Genomic DNA, 20842 nt, shown 5'->3' with positions numbered 1-20842 from the left:
ACAGAATCATTTCGACGTCGCGGAGCCGCCCCATGTACTGGACTGAGTTTTTAGCTGTGGCCCTGATCCACTTGCTGGCCGTGGCCAGCCCTGGCCCGGATTTCGCGATTGTGGTGCGCGAGAGTGTGGCGCACGGGCGGCGTGCCGGCATCTTCAGTGCGATGGGTGTGGGCTGCGGAATTTTTATCCATGTGGCCTATTCGCTGCTGGGGATCGGCTTGATCGTGTCGCAGTCGATTGTGCTGTTCAACGCCCTGAAGTGGTTGGCAGCGGCTTACCTGCTATATATCGGCATTCGGGCGTTGCGCGCCAAGCCGGCAAGCCCGAACGACGCCGAGCTGAGTCTGGGTGAGGGCGAGCGTTCGCCGCGTGCGGCCTTTGTCGCCGGCTTTGTGACCAATGGCCTTAACCCCAAGGCCACGCTGTTCTTTCTGTCGCTGTTTACCGTGGTGATCAATCCGCATACGCCACTTTCAGTTCAGGCCGGCTATGGCGTTTACCTGGCGGTGGCTACGGCGCTGTGGTTCTGTATGGTCGCGCAACTGTTTAGTCATCAGCGCGTACGTGCGGGTTTCGCGCGCATGGGGCACTGGTTTGATCGGCTGATGGGCGCGGTGCTGGTAGGGCTCGGGGTGAAGTTGGCCTTCAGCGAGTTGCGCTAGGCCAGGCGCTGGAATGAAAAAGCCCCGCAGTGCGGGGCTTTTTTGCGAGCGCAGAGCCGATTTACTCGTCTTTTCCTTTGCTGCGCATGGCGCGCTGCACTTCACGGTCGGCGTCGCGCTCTTTTTCGGTGTGGCGTTTGTCGAAGTCCTTCTTGCCCTTGGCCAGGGCAATTTCGCACTTGATCAGGTGCGCCTTCCAGTACAGCGACATGGCCACACAGGCATAGCCTTTCTGTTGTACGGCGCCGAACAGTTTGTCCAGCTCGCGTTTGTTGAGCAGCAGCTTGCGGGTGCGTGTCGGATCCGCGATCACATGGGTGCTTGCCGCCGTCAGAGGGGTGATGTGGCAACCCATCAGCCAGGCTTCGTCGTTTTTCAGCAGCACGTAGCTGTCAACCAACTGGGCCTTGCCGGCGCGCAGACTTTTCACTTCCCAGCCGGCCAGGACCAAGCCTGCCTCGAACCTGGATTCGACGAAGTAGTCGTGCATCGCCTTCTTGTTTTGCGCGATGGTGCCTTGCGGGTGTTTCTTTTGTTTAGCCATAGGGCGCGCATTATAGGGAGTCACTGGCGCGGGCGCTATGTGTGCGACAGGACAAAATCAGCTTTACCGGGCGCTTGGTACTGCGCGGCGTCGGCTGTGCTTGAGCCGCCTTGGCGAATCCCCGACAATGCGCGATCTTTTTCAATAGAGCAGGCTAGCCGAGCATGGCGAACGATAAGGTTTCGATACACGGCGCCTGGGCCAGTCGTTGGGTGTTTATTCTGGCGGCGACCGGTTCGGCCGTCGGCTTGGGCAATATCTGGAAGTTCCCTTATATGACCGGCATGTACGGCGGTGGGGCTTTCGTGATGATGTACCTGGTGTGCATCTTTATGGTCGGCTTGCCAATCATGCTCGCCGAAACCCTGGTCGGTCGGCGCGGCCGGCAGAGTCCGGTGAACACCTTGAAAGCCCTGGCCATCGAGTCAGGTGCTTCGCCGAAATGGTCCTGGGCAGCGCTGGTGGGGATGATTGCTGCTCTGCTTATTCTGTCGTTTTACAGTGTGGTGGCCGGCTGGTCACTGGATTACATCCTCAGCATGGGCGGCGGCCAGTTTGCCGGCGTCAGTGCCGAGGGTGCAGGCGCTGCGTTTGGCGCGTTGACGGCTGATCCATGGCGGCTGACCCTGTGGCACACGCTGTTTATGCTGTTAACCGGTTTTGTCATTGCCCGCGGCGTAGTGGCTGGTCTTGAACGCAGCTTGCGCATCATGATGCCGTTGCTGTTCGTCCTGTTACTGGTGCTGCTGGGTTACAGCATGACCACTGGGCACTTTATGCAGGGCTTCCACTTCCTCTTCGATTTTCAGCCGGATCGTGTGCTTGATGGCGTGCTGGCCGCCATGGGGCATGCATTCTTCACTCTGAGCGTCGGTGTGGGTGCGATCATGGTTTACGGCTCATATATGCCGAAAAGTGCCTCGATTGGCGGCACCATTCTCACCGTCGGCATCCTCGACACACTGGTTGCTCTCACCGCCGGAATGGCGCTGTTTCCTATCGTTTTCGCCGGTGGTTTGGAGCCTGGCGCAGGGCCGGGACTGATGTTTGTCACCCTGCCGGTGGCGTTCGGCAATATCGTCTTTGGTCAGGTAATGGGCACGCTGTTCTTTATCCTGGTGCTGATTGCGGCCTGGACCTCGTCGATCTCCATGCTGGAGCCGGCGGTGGCCTATCTGGTCGAGCGCAGCAAGCGCAGCCGGGTGCTGGTGACCAGTGTGCTGGCGTTCCTCTGCTGGGCGGTCGGTATGGGCACGGTGCTGTCCTTTAACCTGGGGGCAGAAGCGAAGTTCTTTGTCTTCGGTGAGGACGGCTTTCACCTGTTCCAGTGGGGCGCAGAAGGTGGACGGAATTTCTTCGACACCATCGATTACCTGACCAGTCGCATTCTGTTGCCGTTCGGCGGCCTAGCGTTCGCCCTATTTGCCGGCTGGGTGCTCAAGCGTGAGGCGGTGCGTGAAGAGTTGGCGATGAAAAGCCCGCTGCTCTTCAGCGTGGTGTACTGGTTGATTCGTGTGGTCGCGCCAATTGGCGTGCTGATCGTATTTGTCGCAGAGCTGAGCAAATGATCGCCTGCATCCTGTTTAGCCAAATGGTTGGGTTATGAGTACTCATATTCAGCGTTCGGCGCTCTTGCCTTATCCCGCGCGGGCGCTGTTTGATCTGGTCAATGATGTGGCCAGTTACCCGCAGTTTCTGCCCTGGTGTTCGGCCAGCGAAGTGCTTGAGGTCAGTGATACGCATATGCGCGCCAGTCTGGCGGTGGCCAAAGGTGGCTTGAGCCAGCGCTTTGTCACAGCCAACACTTTGGTACCTGGTGAGCTGATCAAGCTGACTCTGGTTGAGGGGCCGTTTACCCAGTTGTATGGGCATTGGGAGTTCAAGGCATTGGGCGACAAGGCCTGCAAGATCAGCCTGGATCTGACTTTCGACTATGCTGGGCCACTGGTACGGGCGACCCTTGGGCCGCTGTTCAATCAGGCCACCAATACCCTGGTCGATGCATTCTGCCAAAGGGCCAAGCAACTGTATGGATAAGCCAAATATCGTGGTCGAAGTGGTCTATGCCCTGGCCGACAAGCAGAAGTTGCTGCGCCTGAGTTTGCCTTATGGCACCACGGTGCGTCAGGCGGCGCTGCAGTCCGGCATGCAGGCGCATTTCCCCGATCTGGATCTGCGCAACAGCCCGCTGGGGATCTTTGGCAAGGCAGTGAGCAAGCCCGATGAGCGCGTGCTGGAAGAGGGGGAGCGGGTGGAGATTTACCGGCCGCTGATTGCCGATCCGAAAGAAGTGCGCAAGCAGCGTGCTGCCAAAGCAGCGCAAGCCAAGGCCGAGGAGGCTGGGCAATAAGTGTTGAAGGCTCGGTCAGCAGCGATGCAGGTATAAAAAAGCCCGGACATGTCCGGGCTTTTTTATCAGCAAGTATTACTGCGGTGTACTTTCCAGAGGCTCTGGAGTCGGTACCGGTACGACTTTTATGTCGTCCACTTCGCGCTGAATCTGTTCAAGCAACGAACCCGGGGCGGGCTTCTCTTCAACCTGCGGCTGCTGAGTGGTTTGCGGAGTGGTTACGCCGCTGTCCTCACCCAGAATGGCCTGGTCGCGGCTGACGCCTGGCATAAAGTCGCCAGACAGACCAATCAGTTGGTCATCAGCGTTGAAATTCACGCTGACGCGTTCTTGCAGGCGTTCACCGCCGCCAGGCTGAATACTGTAGAGGTAATCCCAACGATTGGCGTGGAAGGTGTCAGTGAGCAGGGGATTGCCCATGATAAACCGCACTTGCTTGCGGGTCATTCCTGGCCGCAACTGGTCTATCATGTCCTGCGTGACGACATTGCCCTGTTGGATGTCGATTTTATAAACCCCGGGGAATGAACAACCGGCGAGTGCGAGTAGCCCCGTAAGGGTGAGGCTGGTCAGCAGGAGTTTGGTTTTTTGCATCGGTGGGCGACTTCCACTATCTTGGCTGGGCAATATAACCCCGGATCATACCCGCAATAAAGGAAGCTGCGAAGCCGCTTCCGTGAGAAAGCAGACCATGGTTGAAAATAGCGAACTACGCAAGGCTGGCCTGAAAGTGACCCTGCCACGGGTCAAGATACTGCAAATGCTCGACCACGCCGGTCAGCGTCACATGAGTGCTGAGGATGTCTACAAAGCGCTGATGGAGGCGGGTGACGACGTAGGTTTGGCGACTGTGTACCGCGTACTGACCCAGTTTGAGGCAGCAGGTCTGGTGGTTCGTCATAACTTCGATGGCGGTCATGCGGTCTTCGAATTGGCGGATAGCGGCCATCACGACCACATGGTCTGTGTCGATTCTGGTGATGTGATCGAATTCTTCGATGCCGAGATCGAAAGACGCCAGAAAGAAATCGTCAAAGAGCACGGTTTTGAGCTGGTTGATCACAATCTCGTGCTGTATGTGCGCAAGAAAACCTGATTGATGCAGGTACAACAAAGGCGACCCTAGGGTCGCCTTTGTGCTTTCTAGGTCTGCGCAATCAAGCCTGGGCGCTACCGACCATCTGTCGGGCATGGGCCAGTGACTCCTCAGTGAGATCTACGCCGCCAAGCATGCGGGCGATTTCCTCGACCCGTTGCGCAGGGCTGAGTTTGCTCACTGCGGTGCGGGTGGCATCGCTTTCACGTACTTTGTGCACGAACAGGTGCTGGTGCCCTTGTGCGGCAACTTGCGGCAGGTGAGTGACGGTTAGTACCTGGCCACGCTCGCCGAGGCGGCGTAGTAGTTGGCCGACCACTTCGGCGGTGGGGCCGCCGATGCCGACGTCGACTTCATCGAATACCAGAGTCGGCACCCGCGAGGTCTGTGCGGTGATCACCTGAATTGCCAGGCTGATGCGCGACAGTTCACCGCCCGAGGCGACTTTGGCCAGCGCCTTCAGCGGCTGGCCAGGGTTGGCGCTGACCAGAAATTCCAGTTGCTCCAGGCCGTTGGGGTGCGGCTCGCTGTTGCTGTTGGCACTCAGCTTGATATTGAAACGCCCGCCGGGCATGCCCAGCGTTTGCATTTTCAGCTCGACCGCGCTGGCCAGCTGGCTGGCGGCGTTGTTGCGCAGGGTGCTGAGCTCGGCCGCTTTTTCCTGGTAATGCCGTTCGAATGCGCCCAGCTCATCACTCAGGCGTTCGGCGGCCTGGTCGTCGGCGTTAAGGCTTTCCAGTTCTTCGAACAGTTGCTGCTGCATGGCGCTCAGCTCTGTTGGCTGGATGCGGTGCTTGCGCGCCAGGGTGTAGATGGCGTCCAGGCGCTCTTCCATCTGTTGCAGGCGCTCAGGGTCGGCGTCGAAGTGGTCGAGAAAGCGGTTCAGTTCGCCGACCGCTTCTTCTACTTGAATCTGCGCGCTGGCCAGCAGGTTGGTGGCTTCGCTAAGCGCGCCAGGTTGACCCTGAAAGGCGCCGAGGCGATTGAGGCTGCTGGTCAGGGCGGACAGTACATTACCGGCATCATTCTCGCTGCATTGCTCGATCACTAGGCGGCAGGCGCTGAGCAGGCTTTCGGCGTTGGTCAGGTTTTTGTGTTCCTGCTCCAGGTTGTCCAGTTCGTCTTCGCCGAGTGCCAGGTTGTCGAGTTCTTCCAGCTGATAGCTGAGCAATTGATGGCGCGCACGTTGTTCGTCGCCGATGCTGGAAGCCCGCTCCAGCTCATTTTTGGTCTGCTTCCAGCGTTGTGCCGCGAGCTGCACCTGACGGGCCAGTTCCTGGCTGCCAGCGTATTCGTCGAGCAGGCGGCGGTGGGTGTCGGGCTTGAGCAGGGATTGGTGCTCATGCTGGCAGTGGATGTCGATCAGCAGCTCCCCCAGGGCCTTGAGGTCGCCTTGCGGGCACGGTGAGCCATTGATATAGCCGCGCGAGCGGCCTTCGGCAGTGATCACCCGGCGGAGGATGCATGGGCCGTCGTTGTCCAGGTCGCGCTCGGCCAGCCAGGCGCGGGCTTCGGGGATGTCATGCAGGTCGAAACTGGCGAGGATGTCCGCCTTGTCCGCACCGGGACGCACTACGCCGCTGTCGGCGCGATCACCCAGAGTCAGGCCGAGGGCGTCGAGCATGATCGACTTGCCGGCGCCAGTTTCGCCGCTGATCACGCTCATGCCTGCGTCCAGCTCTAGATCAAGGTGTTCAACGATGGCGTAGTTGTGTACGGACAGGTGCACCAGCATGGCGAGGGCCTCCCAAGTTCATGTCTGGTTATTTATACAGTGTTTTTTTGTGGGCTGACAATCCGTCTGCGGTCCTTGAAACCACATTTTTTGACCCCATATAGCGGTCAGGCACGTGAGTTGAGGCTCGCGTCGGATTTTAAGAGGAGAGACGCATGGCTGACGAACAGACCCTGGATACGCAGAACCCCGATGTACAAACAGCTGCTGAAGCGGCTGCGGGCGATGACCTGGTTGCCCGCGTGCAAGCGCTGGAAGAGCAACTGGCTGCTGCGCAGGATCAGTCGCTGCGCATGGCCGCCGATCTGCAGAACGTGCGTCGTCGCGCCGAGCAGGATGTAGAAAAGGCGCACAAATTCGCTCTGGAGAAATTCGCCAACGACCTGTTGCCGGTGGTGGATAGCCTGGAGCGCGGCCTTGAGCTGTCGAATCCGGATGATGAGGCGATCAAGGCGGTCCGTGAGGGCATGGAGCTGACGCTCAAGCTGTTCGGCGACACGCTCAAGCGTCACCAGCTGGAGGCGCTTGATCCGCATGGTGCACCGTTCAACCCTGAGCACCATCAGGCCATGGCGATGCAGGAAAGCACCAACGTCGAGCCTAATAGCGTGCTCAAGGTGTTCCAGAAGGGCTACATGCTCAACGGTCGTCTGCTGCGCCCCGCCATGGTGGTGGTCAGCAAGGCGCCGGTGGATGCGCCGCCATCGATCGATGAGCAGGCTTGAAATTCGCCGAGCCGCCCCCATTAAACAGTCAAGCGTTTTAGTGCTACCGCCGCTGACAACGATCAGCGGCGGGATTATCAAAGTTTCGGGAGAGTGAATATGGGCAAAATTATTGGTATCGACCTGGGGACCACCAACTCCTGCGTCTCTATTCTGGAAAACGGCAGCGTCAAGGTTATCGAGAACGCCGAAGGCGCGCGTACCACGCCGTCAATCATTGCATATGCCAACGATGGCGAAATTTTGGTTGGCCAGTCGGCCAAGCGCCAGGCTGTAACCAACCCGCACAACACCCTGTACGCGGTAAAGCGCCTGATCGGTCGTCGTTTTGACGAAGAGGTTGTGCAGAAAGACATTCAGATGGTGCCGTACAAAATTGTCAAAGCTGACAACAACGACGCCTGGGTGGAAGTGAACGGCCAGAAAATGGCGCCGCCACAGATTTCGGCTGAAATTCTGAAAAAGATGAAAAAGACCGCCGAAGACTACCTCGGCGAGCCAGTGACCGAAGCGGTTATCACCGTGCCGGCCTACTTCAATGACAGCCAGCGTCAGGCCACCAAAGACGCAGGCCGTATTGCCGGTCTGGACGTCAAGCGGATCATCAACGAGCCAACCGCAGCCGCTCTGGCCTACGGTATGGACAAGGCCAAGGGCGATCACACTGTGATCGTCTATGACCTGGGTGGCGGTACCTTCGACGTTTCGGTGATCGAGATCGCTGAAGTCGATGGCGAGCACCAGTTCGAAGTGTTGGCCACCAACGGTGACACTTTCCTCGGCGGTGAAGACTTCGACATTCGTCTGATCGACTACCTCGTTGACGAATTCAAGAAAGAAAGCGGCATGAACCTCAAGGGTGACCCGCTGGCCATGCAGCGCCTGAAAGAAGCCGCTGAGAAAGCCAAGATCGAGCTGTCTTCGAGTCAGTCGACCGACGTCAACCTGCCGTACATCACTGCGGATGCCAGCGGTCCGAAGCACCTGAACGTGAAAATTTCCCGCGCCAAGCTGGAATCGCTGGTTGAGGATCTGGTGCAGCGCACCATCGAGCCTTGCCGCATCGCGCTGAAAGATGCCGGTATCGAAATCGGTGCAATCAATGACGTGATTCTGGTTGGCGGTCAGACCCGCATGCCGCTGGTGCAGAAGCTGGTGACCGATTTCTTCGGTAAAGAAGCGCGTAAAGATGTTAACCCGGACGAAGCTGTGGCCATGGGTGCTGCTATTCAGGGTGCGGTACTGGCTGGCGACGTCAAAGACGTGCTGCTGCTCGACGTCAGCCCGCTGACCCTGGGTATCGAAACCATGGGCGGCGTGATGACTGCGCTGATCGAGAAGAACACCACCATTCCGACCAAGAAGTCGCAGGTGTTCTCGACTGCTGACGATAACCAGGGCGCCGTGACCATTCATGTGCTGCAGGGCGAGCGCAAGCAAGCCAGCGGTAACAAGTCTCTGGGCAAGTTCGACCTGGCCGAGATTCCGCCAGCGCCACGTGGCGTACCGCAGATCGAAGTAACCTTCGACATCGACGCCAACGGCATCCTGCACGTCGGCGCGAAAGACAAGGCGACTGGCAAGACTCAGTCCATCGTGATCAAGGCCAACTCCGGTCTGTCCGAGGAAGAGATTCAGCAGATGGTGCGTGACGCCGAGGCCAATGCCGAGGAAGACCGCAAGTTCGAGGAACTGGCTACCGCGCGCAACCAGGGTGATCAACTGGTGCACGCCACCCGCAAGATGATCACTGAGGCGGGCGACAAGGCTACTGCTGACGAGAAGGCTGCTATCGAAACTGCACTGAGCGCCCTGGAAGTGGCGATCAAGGGTGACGACAAGGCCGATATCGACGCCAAGATGACCGCGCTGTCCGAAGTCACTGCCCCGCTGGCGCAGAAGATGTACGCCGAACAGCCGCAGCCAGGTGCGCAAGCCCAGGATGCTGAGCAAGCCAAGGACGCAGGCGACGACGTGGTCGACGCTGAGTTCGAAGAGGTCAAAGACAACAAGTAAATAGGCGCAAGCTTATGCCGCTCTGGCCGGGCGCGACGCGAGTCGTGTTCGGCATGATCCGCCGCGCGGGAGCTTGCTCCCGCGTTGGCGTGTCTGGAGTAGACGATTTAAAGGTGTTGAAGACTTATGGCTAAACGCGATTTTTACGAGGTGCTCGGTGTCGAGCGCGGTGCCAGCGAAGCGGAGCTGAAAAAAGCCTACCGCCGTCTGGCCATGAAGTATCACCCGGACCGTAACCCTGACGATAAGGCCTCGGAAGAGAAGTTCAAGGAGGCCAACGAGGCTTACGAAGTGCTCTCCGATGCGGCCAAGCGTTCGGCTTACGACCAGTACGGGCACGCCGGGGTCGACCCACAGATGGGCGGCGGTGGTGGCCCGGGCGGGGCGAATTTCTCCGATATCTTCGGTGATGTATTCAGCGATTTCTTTGGCGGCGGTGGTCGCGGTGGTTCACGCGGTGGTGCACAGCGCGGCAGTGATCTGCGTTACACCCTGGAGCTGGATCTGGAAGAAGCGGTGCGTGGCACGACGGTGACCATTCGCGTACCGACGCTGGTCAATTGCAAGCCTTGCGATGGCTCGGGCGCGAAGAAGGGCACTACGCCGGTGACCTGTACCACCTGTGGCGGCATCGGTCAGGTGCGGATGCAGCAGGGCTTCTTCTCGGTGCAGCAGACCTGTCCGCGTTGCCATGGCAGCGGCAAGATGATCACTGACCCTTGCGGTTCCTGCCATGGTCATGGCCGGGTAGAAGAGCACAAGACCCTGTCGGTGAAAGTGCCGGCTGGCGTCGATACCGGCGACCGCATTCGTCTGTCTGGCGAAGGCGAGGCGGGAGCCATGGGTGGCCCGGCGGGCGACCTGTATGTGGTGGTGAATGTGCGCGAGCACGCGATCTTCCAGCGCGACGGCAAGCACCTGTACTGCGAAGTGCCAATCAGTTTTGCCGATGCGGCGCTGGGCGGCGAGCTGGAAGTGCCGACCCTGGATGGTCGGGTCAAGCTGAAGATTCCGGAAGGCACGCAGACCGGCAAGATGTTCCGTCTGCGTGGCAAGGGCGTTGCTCCAGTGCGTGGCGGTGGTGCCGGTGACCTGATGTGCAAGGTGGCGGTGGAAACCCCGGTCAACCTGGATAAGCGTCAGCGCGAACTGCTCGACGAGTTCCGTAAAACCCTGGAAGGCGACAGCTCGCATTCGCCGAAGGCCAATGGCTGGTTCGAAGGTGTTAAGCGCTTCTTTGGCGACCTGTAAATCCCGCTGACAGGCTGCGCGGTCGTTAAGCGGCGGCTGCAGCCTGGGGCGACAGCTTGGAGCTGATAGCTATGCAACGTATTGCTGTGATGGGCGCCGCCGGGCGCATGGGCAAGACCCTGATCGAGGCCGTACAGCTGGTCGATGGTGCAAGCCTGAGTGCGGCGATTGATCGTGCCGACAGCAGTTTGGTTGGCGCGGACGTCGGTGAGCTGGTGGCGCAGGGCAAGATTGGCGTCAATCTGGCGGGTGATTTGAATGCGGTGCTCGATCAGTTCGATGTGCTGATCGATTTCACTCACCCGTCGGTTACCCTGAAAAACTTGGAGATTTGCCGTCAGGCCGGCAAGGCTATGGTCATTGGCACCACCGGTTTTTCCCCGGAGGAAAAGCAGCTGCTGAGTGATGCTGGCAAGCAGATTTCCATCGTGTTCGCCGCCAACTTCAGTGTCGGCGTCAATCTGTGCCTGAAGCTGCTCGATACTGCTGCGCGGGTGCTGGGTGATGATGTGGATATCGAAATCATCGAAGCGCACCACCGTCACAAGGTCGATGCGCCGTCCGGCACCGCCTTGCGTATGGGTGAAGTCGTGGCCAATGCCCTGGGGCGCGATCTGCAGAAAGTCGCGGTGTATGGCCGTGAGGGTCAGACCGGTGCGCGCGAGCGCGAAACCATCGGCTTTGCTACGGTACGCGCCGGTGATGTGGTGGGTGATCACACTGTGCTGTTCGCCGCCGATGGCGAGCGCGTGGAAATCACTCACAAGGCATCTAGTCGCATGACCTTCGCCAAGGGCGCTGTTCGTGCGGCGCTGTGGTTGCAGGATCGTAAGCCTGGTCTATACGACATGCAGGACGTTCTGGGGCTGAATTGATGTTGGAGTGGGGCATTCTGTCGCAGGGGTGCCTTTTGCCTGGCTCTCAAGTGCAACTGGCGGTGGACCGAAAAGGCAGTTTCCTGTAAGCTTTCTGCTTTAGTGTGTCCACTAAAGTTGCGCAGAATGAATCAGATAAAAAAGCGGGGTGACGGTTGATACGTCATCCCGCTTTTTTACAATCTGCGTTTGCTTCACGTTTTGATTTCCGGAGGTTTTCTTGAGTAAGCCAGCCCTTAAACCTGCCATTTTGGCTCTTGCTGATGGCAGTATTTTTCGCGGCGAGGCCATCGGTGCCGATGGCCAAACTATTGGAGAGGTGGTTTTTAACACCGCCATGACCGGCTATCAGGAAATCCTTACCGATCCTTCCTATGCCCAGCAGATTGTCACCCTGACCTATCCGCATATCGGCAACACCGGTACCACACCGGAAGACGCCGAATCCAACCGCGTATGGGCCGCTGGCCTGATTATCCGTGACCTGCCGCTGACCTCCAGCAACTGGCGTAACAAGCAGCCACTGGATGAATACCTCAAGGAAAACGGCACCGTCGCCATTGCCGGCATCGACACCCGCCGCCTGACCCGCATCCTGCGTGAGAAAGGTTCGCAGAACGGTTGCATTCTGGTTGGTGACGACGCCACCGAAGAGAAGGCGCTGGAGCTGGCGCGTAGCTTTCCTGGCCTGAAAGGCATGGATCTGGCCAAGGTGGTCAGCTGCACCGAGCGTTACGAATGGCGCTCCAGTGTGTGGAATCTGAAAGACGACAGTCATCCGCAAATCCCGGCCAGCGAGCTGCCATACCATGTGGTGGCATACGACTACGGCGTCAAGCTGAACATCCTGCGCATGCTGGTTGAGCGCGGTTGCCGCGTGACCGTCGTGCCGGCGCAGACGCCTGCTAGCGATGTGCTGGCGCTGAATCCCGATGGCGTGTTCCTGTCCAACGGCCCAGGCGATCCCGAGCCGTGCGATTACGCGATTCGGGCGATCAAGGATGTGTTGGAAACCGAGACCCCGGTATTCGGTATCTGCCTTGGCCACCAGCTGTTGGCCCTGGCTTCCGGTGCCAAGACCCTGAAAATGGGCCACGGCCACCACGGAGCCAACCACCCGGTGCAGGACCTGAAAACCGGCGTGGTGATGATCACCAGCCAGAACCACGGTTTTGCCGTGGACGAAAGCAGCCTGCCAAGCAACGTGCGCGCCATTCACAAGTCGTTGTTCGACGGTTCCCTGCAGGGTATCGAACGGACCGACAAGGACGCCTTCAGCTTCCAGGGTCACCCCGAAGCGAGCCCCGGCCCGGCCGATGTGGCGCCGCTGTTCGACCGTTTTATCGAAGCCATGGCCAAGCGCCGTTAAGCCAGCCGACTGACCCAAGGATTCGAGAGAGAGAACATGCCAAAGCGTACAGACATTAAAAGCATCCTGATCCTCGGCGCTGGTCCGATTGTTATCGGCCAGGCCTGCGAGTTTGACTATTCCGGTGCCCAGGCGTGTAAAGCGCTGAAAGAAGAGGGTTATCGCGTCATTCTGGTCAACTCCAACCCGGCCACCATCATGACCGATCCGGCCATGGCTGACGCCACCTACATCGAGCCGATCAAGTGGGCCACCGTGGCCAAGATCATCGAGAAGGAGCGCCCCGACGCGCTGCTGCCGACCATGGGCGGCCAGACCGCACTGAACTGCGCGCTGGATCTGGAGCGCCACGGCGTGCTCGAGAAGTTCGGCGTCGAGATGATCGGTGCCAACGCCGATACCATCGACAAGGCCGAAGACCGTTCGCGCTTCGACAAGGCGATGAAAGACATCGGCCTGGCCTGCCCGGTATCCGGCATCGCCCACAGCATGGAAGATGCCTACGGTGTGCTGGAGAAGGTCGGCTTCCCGTGCATCATCCGTCCGTCCTTCACCATGGGCGGCACCGGCGGCGGCATTGCCTACAACCGTGAAGAGTTTGAAGAAATCTGCGCCCGCGGCCTGGATCTGTCGCCGACCAGCGAGCTGCTGATCGACGAGTCGCTGATCGGCTGGAAGGAATACGAGATGGAGGTGGTCCGCGACAAGAAGGACAACTGCATCATCGTCTGCGCCATCGAAAACTTCGACCCGATGGGCGTGCACACCGGCGATTCGATCACCGTGGCTCCGGCGCAAACCCTGACTGACAAGGAATACCAGATCCTGCGTAACGCCTCGCTGGCGGTACTGCGCGAGATCGGCGTGGAAACTGGCGGCTCCAACGTGCAGTTCGGCATCTGCCCGAACACTGGCCGTATGGTCGTGATCGAGATGAACCCGCGCGTGTCGCGTTCCTCGGCCCTGGCCTCCAAGGCCACTGGCTTCCCGATCGCCAAGATCGCCGCCAAGCTGGCTGTGGGTTACACCCTCGACGAGCTGAGCAACGACATCACTGGCGGGCGCACCCCGGCTTCGTTCGAGCCGGCCATCGACTACGTTGTGACCAAGATCCCGCGTTTTGCTTTCGAGAAGTTCCCCAAGGCCGACGCCCGCCTGACCACGCAGATGAAGTCGGTCGGCGAAGTCATGGCCATCGGCCGTACCTTCCAGGAGTCCCTGCAGAAAGCCCTGCGTGGCCTGGAAGTGGGTGTCTCTGGTTTTGATGAAAAGCTCGACCTGGCTGACCCTGAAGCAGAAAGCACCCTGCGCCGTGAGCTGACCGTGCCAAGCGCTGATCGTATCTGGTACATCGCCGATGCCTTCCGCGCTGGCAAGACGGTTGCGGAAATCTTCGAGCTGACCAATATCGATGAATGGTTCCTGGTGCAGATTGAAGACCTGATCAAGGACGAAGAGCGCATCAAGACCCTGGCGCTGTCGAGCATTGATCGTGACTCGATGTACAAGCTTAAGCGCAAAGGCTTCTCCGACATCCGTCTGGCCAAGCTGCTGGGCGTGACCGAGAAGACCCTGCGCAGTCAGCGCCACAAGTTGAAAGTGCTGCCGGTGTACAAGCGCGTCGACACCTGCGCCGCCGAGTTCGCCACCGACACCGCCTACATGTATTCGACCTACGAGGAAGAGTGCGAAGCCAATCCGTCGACCCGTGACAAGGTCATGATCCTTGGCGGTGGCCCTAACCGTATCGGTCAGGGCATCGAGTTCGACTACTGCTGCGTACACGCCGCACTGGCGCTGCGCGAAGACGGTTATGAGACCATCATGGTCAACTGCAACCCGGAAACCGTCTCCACCGACTACGACACCTCGGATCGCCTGTACTTTGAGCCAGTAACCCTGGAAGACGTGCTGGAAATCGTCCGCGTCGAGCAGCCGAAAGGTGTGATCGTGCAGTACGGCGGGCAGACCCCGCTGAAGATCTGCCGCGCTCTGGAAGAAGCCGGCGTGCCGATCATCGGTACCAGCCCTGACGCCATTGATCGCGCCGAAGACCGCGAGCGTTTCCAGCAGATGGTTCAGCGTCTTGGTCTGCGTCAGCCGGCCAACGCCACTGCGCGCAGCGAAGACGAAGCCCTGGCTCACTCCAAAAGCATCGGTTACCCGCTGGTGGTGCGTCCGTCCTATGTACTGGGCGGTCGGGCGATGGAAATCGTCTACCAGGAAGACGAGCTCAAACGCTATATGCGCGAAGCGGTAAAAGTCTCCAACGACAGCCCGGTGCTGCTCGATCACTTCCTCAACTGCGCCATCGAAGTGGACGTGGATGCGGTGTGTGACGGTGAAACCGTGGTGATCGGCGCGATCATGCAGCACATTGAGCAAGCTGGCGTGCACTCCGGTGACTCGGCCTGCTCGCTGCCGCCTTACTCGCTGCCGATGCATATCCAGGACGAGATCCGCGAGCAGGTCAAGAAAATGGCCCTGGAGCTCAATGTGGTCGGCCTGATGAACGTGCAGATGGCGGTGCAGGGCGAGGACATCTTCGTTATTGAAGTGAACCCTCGCGCTTCGCGTACCGTACCGTTCGTCTCCAAATGCGTCGGTGTTTCCCTGGCCAAGGTGGCTGCCCGCGTCATGGCTGGCAAGTCCCTGGCTGAGGCCGGTTACAACGCCGAGATCATCCCGCCGTATTTCAGCGTCAAGGAAGCGGTATTCCCGTTCGCCAAGTTCCCTGGTGTCGACCCGATCCTAGGCCCAGAGATGAAGTCCACTGGTGAAGTGATGGGCGTCGGCGATACCTTCGGTGAGGCTTTTGCCAAAGCGCAGATGGGTGCTAGCGAAGTGCTGCCGAACGCAGGCGTGGCCTTTATCAGTGTGCGTGATGACGATAAGCCGTTGGTGGCTGGCGTTGCCCGCGATCTGATCGGGCTTGGCTTTGAAGTGGTGGCAACTGCCGGTACTGCCAAGCTGATCGAGGCGGCTGGGTTGCCAGTGCGTCGCGTGAACAAGGTGACTGAGGGTCGTCCGCACGTGGTCGACATGATCAAGAATGACGAAGTCACGCTGATCATCAATACCACTGAAGGTCGTCAGTCCATCGCTGACTCCTACTCCATTCGTCGTAACGCTCTGCAGCACAAGATCTACTGCACCACCACTATTGCGGCGGGGCAGGCGATCTGTGAGGCGCTGAAGTTCGGTCCCGAGAAGACCGTACGCCGGCTGCAGGATCTGCATGCAGGAATCAAGGCATGACCAAATACCCCATGACCGTCCAGGGTGCTCGCGCCCTGGAAGAAGAGCTGGCACATCTGACCAAGGTGGTGCGTCCCAAGCTCAGCCAGGATATCGGCACCGCGCGCGAGCTCGGTGACCTCAAGGAAAACGCCGAATACCACGCTGCGCGCGAGCAGCAGGGTATGGTTGAGGCGCGTATCCGCGATATCGAAGGCCGTCTGCAGAATGCGGTGATCATCGACGTCACCACTATTGAGCACACCGGCAAGGTGATTTTTGGCACCACCGTGGAAATCGCTAACTGCGAGACCGATGAAAGCGTGGTCTATCAGATCGTTGGTGAAGACGAAGCGGACATCAAGCAGCGCAAGATTTCTGTCGGCTCACCTATCGCACGTGCCTTGATCGGCAAGAACGAAGGCGACGTGGTGGTGGTGCAGACGCCAAGTGGTGCGCTGGAGTATGAGATCGTCGAGGTTCGTCATCTCTAAGCCGGGCGGGCGCGATGCGGGTGCAATCAGCTGGCTGCTGGCTCAGACGCTCTGGGTTGGTGGCCTCTGGTTGCTGCATTTTCTGCTGATACCGGCAATTGCCAAGATCGGCCTGGCTTCGTTGCTGGTCGAAGAGATCAGCAATACCCTGCGGCCATTGCTGGTTGGTCTGGCGGCGGTTTGCGCTGGGTTGCAGGTGTTGGTGCTGATTCGTGCCGAGCGCCTGGTAAGCCTGTGGCGTGATGCTCGCGGGCAGTTGTTGTTGGTTGTGGTGGCGATGGCAGGCAGTTATTTCGCTGTGCGCCAACTGCTGCCTGAGGCTGAACTGTGGTTGATGTTCAGTTACCTGGTCATGGCTTTTTGCGGGTTGTTATTGGTCTTGCAGCCAGTGCCGGAAAAGCTCATGCATAGGCTCTAGGCCGTAAGATTGGGTAGGATGGTTGCAAAGGCGCTGAGCGCGCCTTGCAGCGGCCGACTAATCAGCCGTGATAACGATGAACGTTGGACAGGTTCTTGTTCACTTTCGGGTTCTTGCGGTAGATCAGCGCCATTTTACCAATCACCTGAACCAGTTCGGCTTTGCCGGCTTTGCACAGTTCATTGATGGCCGCGAGGCGGTCTTCACGCTCAGTGATGCGTAATTGCACTTTAATCAGTTCATGATCGCCCAGTGCGCGTTCCAGTTCAGTCAGCACACCTTCGGTCAGACCGTTGTCAGCCACGATCAATACAGGCTTCAAATGGTGACCGATAGATTTGAATTGTTTCTTCTGCTCTTGAGTGAGCGGCATAATCTGATTCCTGCATTTAATCTGGTAAAAAACGGCGGTTAGTTTACCCGAGCGCCTTCGGGGCCGCCCAGATATTCATGCGTTGCACATTCGAGGTATTGCGTGGCCCGTTCCAAGACCAGTCAAGGTTGGCTGAAAGAGCATTTCAACGACCCCTACGTCAAAATGGCGCAGAAGGATGGCTATCGTTCCCGTGCCAGCTACAAGCTGCTGGAGATTCAGGAGAAGGATCGCATACTGCGGCCTGGCATCACTGTAGTTGATCTAGGTGCTGCGCCGGGCGGCTGGTCGCAAGTCACCAGTCGGGTGATCGGTGACAAAGGGCGCTTGATCGCTTCAGATATCCTGGAGATGGACAGCATTCCGGACGTTGCCTTCATCAAGGGCGACTTTACCGATGATGAGGTGTTCGCGCAGATTCTCGAAGCCATCGGTGATCACCCGGTAGACCTTGTGATTTCCGATATGGCCCCCAATATGAGTGGGGTAAGGGAGTCGGATCAGCCTCGTGCGATGTACCTGTGCGAGTTGGCTCTGGATCTGTCGATCCGGGTATTGCGACCGGGTGGTGATTTTCTGATCAAGATCTTCCAGGGCGAAGGTTTCGATCTGTACCACAAGCAGGTGCGCCAGTTATTCGAAAAGGTGCAGATGCGCAAGCCGTTGTCCTCGCGTGACCGCTCCCGCGAGCAATATCTGCTGGCACGAGGCTTTCGCGGCCTCTGAAGGCGTTGGGGTTTGCGGCGAATTGTGGTGGGGCTTTGTGGTCTCACAACAAATAAAGGGTTACAGACGGCGTCTGCCAGGGGTGGGCGTTGTGTAGTAAGTTAGATCGGTACATAACTGGTCGTCATGCGAAGTGCGCTTCGACACGGGGCCTGCTTCAGAGGGTAGCTAATTGAACGACATGGCAAAGAATCTGATCCTGTGGCTGATCATCGCCGCCGTCTTGGTGACGGTGATGAACAATTTCTCCAGCCCGACTGAGTCGAACAAACTCAACTATTCGCAGTTTATCCAGCAGGTTCAGGATGGCGGCGTTAAGCGAGTAACGGTTGATGGCTTCATCATCAGCGGTACGCGTACTGATGGTTCCTCGTTCGAGACCGTGCGTCCGGCGATTCAGGATAATGGCCTGATCAAGGACCTGATGGACAACAACGTCGAGATCGTCGGCAAGCAGCCTGAGCAGCAGAGCATCTGGACTCAACTATTGGTCGCCAGCTTCCCGATTCTGGTGATCATCGCCGTGTTCATGTTCTTTATGCGTCAGATGCAAGGTGGCGCTGGCGGCAAGGGCGGGCCGATGAGCTTTGGCAAGAGTAAGGCGCGCCTGCTTTCGGAAGATCAGGTCAAGACGACCTTCGCTGACGTCGCCGGTTGCGACGAGGCCAAGGAAGAAGTCAGTGAGTTGGTTGAGTTTTTGCGTGATCCGGGCAAGTTTCAGCGCCTGGGCGGCCGCATCCCGCGTGGCGTGTTGATGGTCGGCTCGCCAGGTACCGGTAAGACTTTGCTGGCCAAGGCGGTTGCCGGTGAAGCCAAAGTGCCGTTCTTCACCATTTCCGGTTCGGATTTTGTGGAAATGTTTGTCGGTGTCGGCGCGTCCCGTGTGCGTGACATGTTCGAACAGGCCAAGAAACACGCGCCGTGCATCATCTTTATTGACGAAATCGATGCCGTGGGTCGTCATCGTGGCGCTGGCATGGGTGGCGGTCACGACGAACGTGAGCAGACTCTCAACCAGTTGCTGGTAGAGATGGACGGCTTTGAAATGAACGACGGCATCATCGTGATCGCTGCCACCAACCGTCCTGACGTACTTGACCCTGCCTTGCTGCGTCCGGGTCGTTTCGACCGCCAGGTCGTGGTGGGGCTGCCGGACATTCGTGGCCGCGAGCAGATTCTCAAAGTGCACATGCGCAAAGTACCGATGGGCGAAGATGTTGCCCCGGCGGTGATTGCGCGGGGTACTCCGGGCTTTTCCGGTGCGGATCTGGCCAATCTGGTCAACGAGGCATCGCTGTTCGCTGCCCGTGCCGGTAAGCGTCTGGTCGAAATGAAAGAGTTCGAGCTGGCCAAAGACAAGATCATGATGGGGGCTGAGCGCAAGACCATGGTCATGTCGGACAAGGAAAAACTCAACACTGCATTCCACGAAGCTGGCCATGCAATTGTCGGGCGTCTGGTGCCTGAGCATGATCCTGTCTACAAGGTGTCGATTATTCCGCGCGGTCGCGCCCTGGGCGTGACCATGTTCCTGCCTGAGGAAGACCGCTACAGCCTGAGCAAGCGTGCGCTGACCAGTCAGATCTGCTCGCTGTTCGGTGGTCGTATCGCCGAAGAAATGACCCTGGGTTTTGATGGCGTCACCACTGGTGCGTCCAACGACATCATGCGCGCCACTCAGTTGGCCAAGAACATGGTCACTAAGTGGGGTTTGTCGGAGAAGCTCGGTCCGCTGATGTATGCGGAGGAAGAGGGTGAGGTATTCCTCGGCCGCAGCATGGGCAGCAATCAGAGTAATGTCTCTGCCGACACCGCCAAGCTGATTGACCAGGAAGTGCGCAGCATCATCGACGAGTGCTACGGCACCGCCAAGCGCCTGCTGCTGGAAAATCGTGACAAGCTTGATGCGATGGCTGACGCGCTGATGAAGTACGAAACCATTGATGCCGAGCAAATCGAAGACATCATGAATGGCCTTACGCCGCGTGAGCCGAAAGGCTGGCAGGGCGGTGACGACAACAACGGCACGCCGACTGCGCCAGTTGAAGTTACCGAGTCCACAGAGAAGCCAATTGGTGGCCCAGCCGCCGAGCTTTAAGGTTTTCCATGTCTGTTGCACCAACCTTTGACCGGCTGCCCTGTGGCAGCCGGTTTCTTGATTTAAGCCGTCCGCAAGTGATGGGTATCCTCAACGTCACCCCCGACTCTTTTTCAGATGGTGGGCGCTATGGCCAGTGTGATGCGGCTTTGCGTCATGCCGAGGCGATGCTGCAGGCGGGGGCGACCCTGATTGATGTCGGTGGTGAGTCGACCCGGCCCGGTGCTCGTGCAGTTTCACCAGTCGAGGAGCTGGAGCGGGTTGCGCCGGTCGTCGAAGCCATTGCCCGTGAGCTGGATGTGATCATTTCGGTGGATACCTCAACGCCAGCGGTTATCCGCGAAACGGCGCGGCTGGGGGCGGGATTGATCAATGACGTGCGTTCACTGCAGCGTGATGGTGCGCTGGATGCGGCGGCGGATAGCGGTTTGCCTGTGTGTCTGATGCATATGCGTGGCGAGCCCACGACCATGCAGCAGAACCCTCAGTACTCTGATGTCGTGGCAGAAGTGTGCGAGTTTCTGTTTGAGCGGCTGGCCGCCTGTACGGTGGTGGGGATTGGCGCTGAGCGAGTCATTCTTGATCCGGGTTTTGGTTTTGCGAAAACCCTGGAGCACAATCTGTCGCTGTTCAAACACCTACCGGCGCTGCATGCGTTAGGGCGACCTTTGCTGGTGGGGGTGTCGCGCAAGAGTATGATCGGCAAGGTGTTGGGGCATGAAGTAGGCGAGCGGCTATATGGCAGTCTGGCCCTGGCTGCGCTGGCGTTGAGCAAAGGTGCACACATCTTGCGGGTCCACGACGTGGCACAGACGGTTGATGTTGTACGGATGATCGCTGCGGTTGAAGCGGCCGAATAAGTTAGAAGGAATT

At 58.7% G+C, this 20842-nt stretch carries 20 protein-coding genes; 16 read left to right on the top strand and 4 right to left on the bottom strand.

Annotation, left to right across the window (positions count from 1 at the left end):
* Positions 1 to 32 precede the first annotated feature (32 nt).
* Complete coding sequence (locus ACIN8IBEIGE_RS18630; protein WP_160015949.1) at positions 33 to 662, top strand: LysE family translocator; 630 nt, start codon at positions 33 to 35, stop codon at positions 660 to 662.
* A gap of 61 nt (positions 663 to 723) precedes the next feature.
* On the opposite strand, the gene smpB is transcribed toward ACIN8IBEIGE_RS18630, so the two are convergent.
* Positions 724 to 1206, bottom strand: coding sequence for an SsrA-binding protein SmpB (gene smpB / locus ACIN8IBEIGE_RS18625; protein WP_090375895.1), 483 nt, complete (start codon positions 1204 to 1206; stop codon positions 724 to 726).
* A gap of 164 nt (positions 1207 to 1370) precedes the next feature.
* Here smpB and ACIN8IBEIGE_RS18620 point away from each other — a divergent pair, with 164 nt between their 5' ends.
* Genes ACIN8IBEIGE_RS18620 through ACIN8IBEIGE_RS18610 form a run of 3 tightly spaced genes read left to right on the top strand, consistent with a single transcriptional unit; the run spans position 1371 to position 3556 of the window.
* Positions 1371 to 2774 (top strand): sodium-dependent transporter, encoded by a 1404-nt coding sequence (locus ACIN8IBEIGE_RS18620; RefSeq protein ID WP_160015948.1) that lies wholly within the window; start codon positions 1371 to 1373, stop codon positions 2772 to 2774.
* A 34-nt stretch (positions 2775 to 2808) separates the two neighbouring features.
* Positions 2809 to 3243 carry a type II toxin-antitoxin system RatA family toxin gene (locus tag ACIN8IBEIGE_RS18615; RefSeq protein WP_160015947.1) on the top strand — a complete coding sequence of 145 codons (435 nt, stop codon included), beginning with the start codon at positions 2809 to 2811 and terminating at the stop codon, positions 3241 to 3243.
* Positions 3236 to 3556, top strand: a complete 321-nt coding sequence (locus ACIN8IBEIGE_RS18610) for an RnfH family protein (RefSeq protein WP_160015946.1) — start codon at positions 3236 to 3238, stop codon at positions 3554 to 3556. The genes ACIN8IBEIGE_RS18615 and ACIN8IBEIGE_RS18610 overlap by 8 nt, the downstream gene beginning before the upstream one ends.
* 75 nt (positions 3557 to 3631) lie before the next feature.
* Here ACIN8IBEIGE_RS18610 and ACIN8IBEIGE_RS18605 read toward each other — a convergent pair whose 3' ends face one another.
* Entirely contained in the window at positions 3632 to 4150 is a 519-nt protein-coding gene (locus tag ACIN8IBEIGE_RS18605; RefSeq protein ID WP_160015945.1) for an outer membrane protein assembly factor BamE, read from the bottom strand.
* Between the two features lie 97 nt (positions 4151 to 4247).
* Between ACIN8IBEIGE_RS18605 and fur the strand changes: the two genes are divergently transcribed.
* The gene (gene fur / locus ACIN8IBEIGE_RS18600; RefSeq protein ID WP_090375878.1) at positions 4248 to 4652 is read left to right on the top strand and encodes a ferric iron uptake transcriptional regulator; all 405 of its coding nucleotides are present in this window, start codon (positions 4248 to 4250) and stop codon (positions 4650 to 4652) included.
* A gap of 61 nt (positions 4653 to 4713) precedes the next feature.
* Here the strand turns inward: fur and recN are convergent, their stop codons facing one another.
* Positions 4714 to 6387: a DNA repair protein RecN gene (gene recN / locus ACIN8IBEIGE_RS18595; protein WP_160015944.1), complete on the bottom strand. Its 1674-nt coding sequence runs from the start codon at positions 6385 to 6387 to the stop codon at positions 4714 to 4716.
* Positions 6388 to 6542: 155 nt separating this feature from the next.
* Between recN and grpE the strand changes: the two genes are divergently transcribed.
* The 8 genes from grpE (at position 6543) to ACIN8IBEIGE_RS18555 (ending at position 16772) form a co-directional block, all read left to right on the top strand.
* Entirely contained in the window at positions 6543 to 7112 is a 570-nt protein-coding gene (gene grpE / locus ACIN8IBEIGE_RS18590; RefSeq protein ID WP_090375871.1) for a nucleotide exchange factor GrpE, read from the top strand.
* 99 nt (positions 7113 to 7211) lie between these two features.
* Positions 7212 to 9128: a molecular chaperone DnaK gene (gene dnaK / locus ACIN8IBEIGE_RS18585; RefSeq protein ID WP_090375868.1), complete on the top strand. Its 1917-nt coding sequence runs from the start codon at positions 7212 to 7214 to the stop codon at positions 9126 to 9128.
* A 126-nt stretch (positions 9129 to 9254) separates the two neighbouring features.
* Positions 9255 to 10379, top strand: a complete 1125-nt coding sequence (dnaJ, locus tag ACIN8IBEIGE_RS18580; RefSeq protein WP_160015943.1) for a molecular chaperone DnaJ — start codon at positions 9255 to 9257, stop codon at positions 10377 to 10379.
* 71 nt (positions 10380 to 10450) lie between these two features.
* The gene (dapB, locus tag ACIN8IBEIGE_RS18575; protein ID WP_160015942.1) at positions 10451 to 11254 is read left to right on the top strand and encodes a 4-hydroxy-tetrahydrodipicolinate reductase; all 804 of its coding nucleotides are present in this window, start codon (positions 10451 to 10453) and stop codon (positions 11252 to 11254) included.
* Positions 11255 to 11474: 220 nt separating this feature from the next.
* The gene (gene carA, locus ACIN8IBEIGE_RS18570) at positions 11475 to 12623 is read left to right on the top strand and encodes a glutamine-hydrolyzing carbamoyl-phosphate synthase small subunit (RefSeq protein WP_160015941.1); all 1149 of its coding nucleotides are present in this window, start codon (positions 11475 to 11477) and stop codon (positions 12621 to 12623) included.
* Positions 12624 to 12659: 36 nt separating this feature from the next.
* Positions 12660 to 15881, top strand: coding sequence for a carbamoyl-phosphate synthase large subunit (gene carB / locus ACIN8IBEIGE_RS18565; RefSeq protein WP_160015940.1), 3222 nt, complete (start codon positions 12660 to 12662; stop codon positions 15879 to 15881).
* A complete protein-coding gene (gene greA, locus ACIN8IBEIGE_RS18560; protein ID WP_108490542.1) occupies positions 15878 to 16354 on the top strand; it encodes a transcription elongation factor GreA in 477 nt (158 codons plus the stop codon). The genes carB and greA overlap by 4 nt, the downstream gene beginning before the upstream one ends.
* Positions 16326 to 16772, top strand: a complete 447-nt coding sequence (locus ACIN8IBEIGE_RS18555; protein ID WP_160015939.1) for a DUF4149 domain-containing protein — start codon at positions 16326 to 16328, stop codon at positions 16770 to 16772. Before greA ends, ACIN8IBEIGE_RS18555 begins: the two co-directional genes overlap by 29 nt.
* Positions 16773 to 16833: 61 nt before the next feature.
* On the opposite strand, the gene yhbY is transcribed toward ACIN8IBEIGE_RS18555, so the two are convergent.
* Positions 16834 to 17145, bottom strand: a complete 312-nt coding sequence (yhbY, locus tag ACIN8IBEIGE_RS18550) for a ribosome assembly RNA-binding protein YhbY (protein WP_090375842.1) — start codon at positions 17143 to 17145, stop codon at positions 16834 to 16836.
* A 102-nt stretch (positions 17146 to 17247) separates the two neighbouring features.
* On the opposite strand from yhbY, the gene rlmE reads away from it, so the two are divergent.
* The 3 genes from rlmE (at position 17248) to folP (ending at position 20829) form a co-directional block, all read left to right on the top strand.
* The gene (gene rlmE, locus ACIN8IBEIGE_RS18545; RefSeq protein ID WP_160015938.1) at positions 17248 to 17871 is read left to right on the top strand and encodes a 23S rRNA (uridine(2552)-2'-O)-methyltransferase RlmE; all 624 of its coding nucleotides are present in this window, start codon (positions 17248 to 17250) and stop codon (positions 17869 to 17871) included.
* A 181-nt stretch (positions 17872 to 18052) separates the two neighbouring features.
* The gene (gene ftsH, locus ACIN8IBEIGE_RS18540; RefSeq protein WP_160015937.1) at positions 18053 to 19969 is read left to right on the top strand and encodes an ATP-dependent zinc metalloprotease FtsH; all 1917 of its coding nucleotides are present in this window, start codon (positions 18053 to 18055) and stop codon (positions 19967 to 19969) included.
* 8 nt (positions 19970 to 19977) lie between these two features.
* Complete coding sequence (gene folP, locus ACIN8IBEIGE_RS18535; RefSeq protein ID WP_160015936.1) at positions 19978 to 20829, top strand: dihydropteroate synthase; 852 nt, start codon at positions 19978 to 19980, stop codon at positions 20827 to 20829.
* Positions 20830 to 20842 lie beyond the last annotated feature (13 nt).

Origin of the sequence: Pseudomonas sp. 8BK (assembly GCF_902506475.1) — a bacterium.
Classification (GTDB): Bacteria; Pseudomonadota; Gammaproteobacteria; order Pseudomonadales; family Pseudomonadaceae; genus Aquipseudomonas; species Aquipseudomonas anguilliseptica.
The sequence above is the reverse complement of the archived record's forward strand: the minus strand, read 5'-3'. Positions and strand labels throughout refer to the sequence as shown.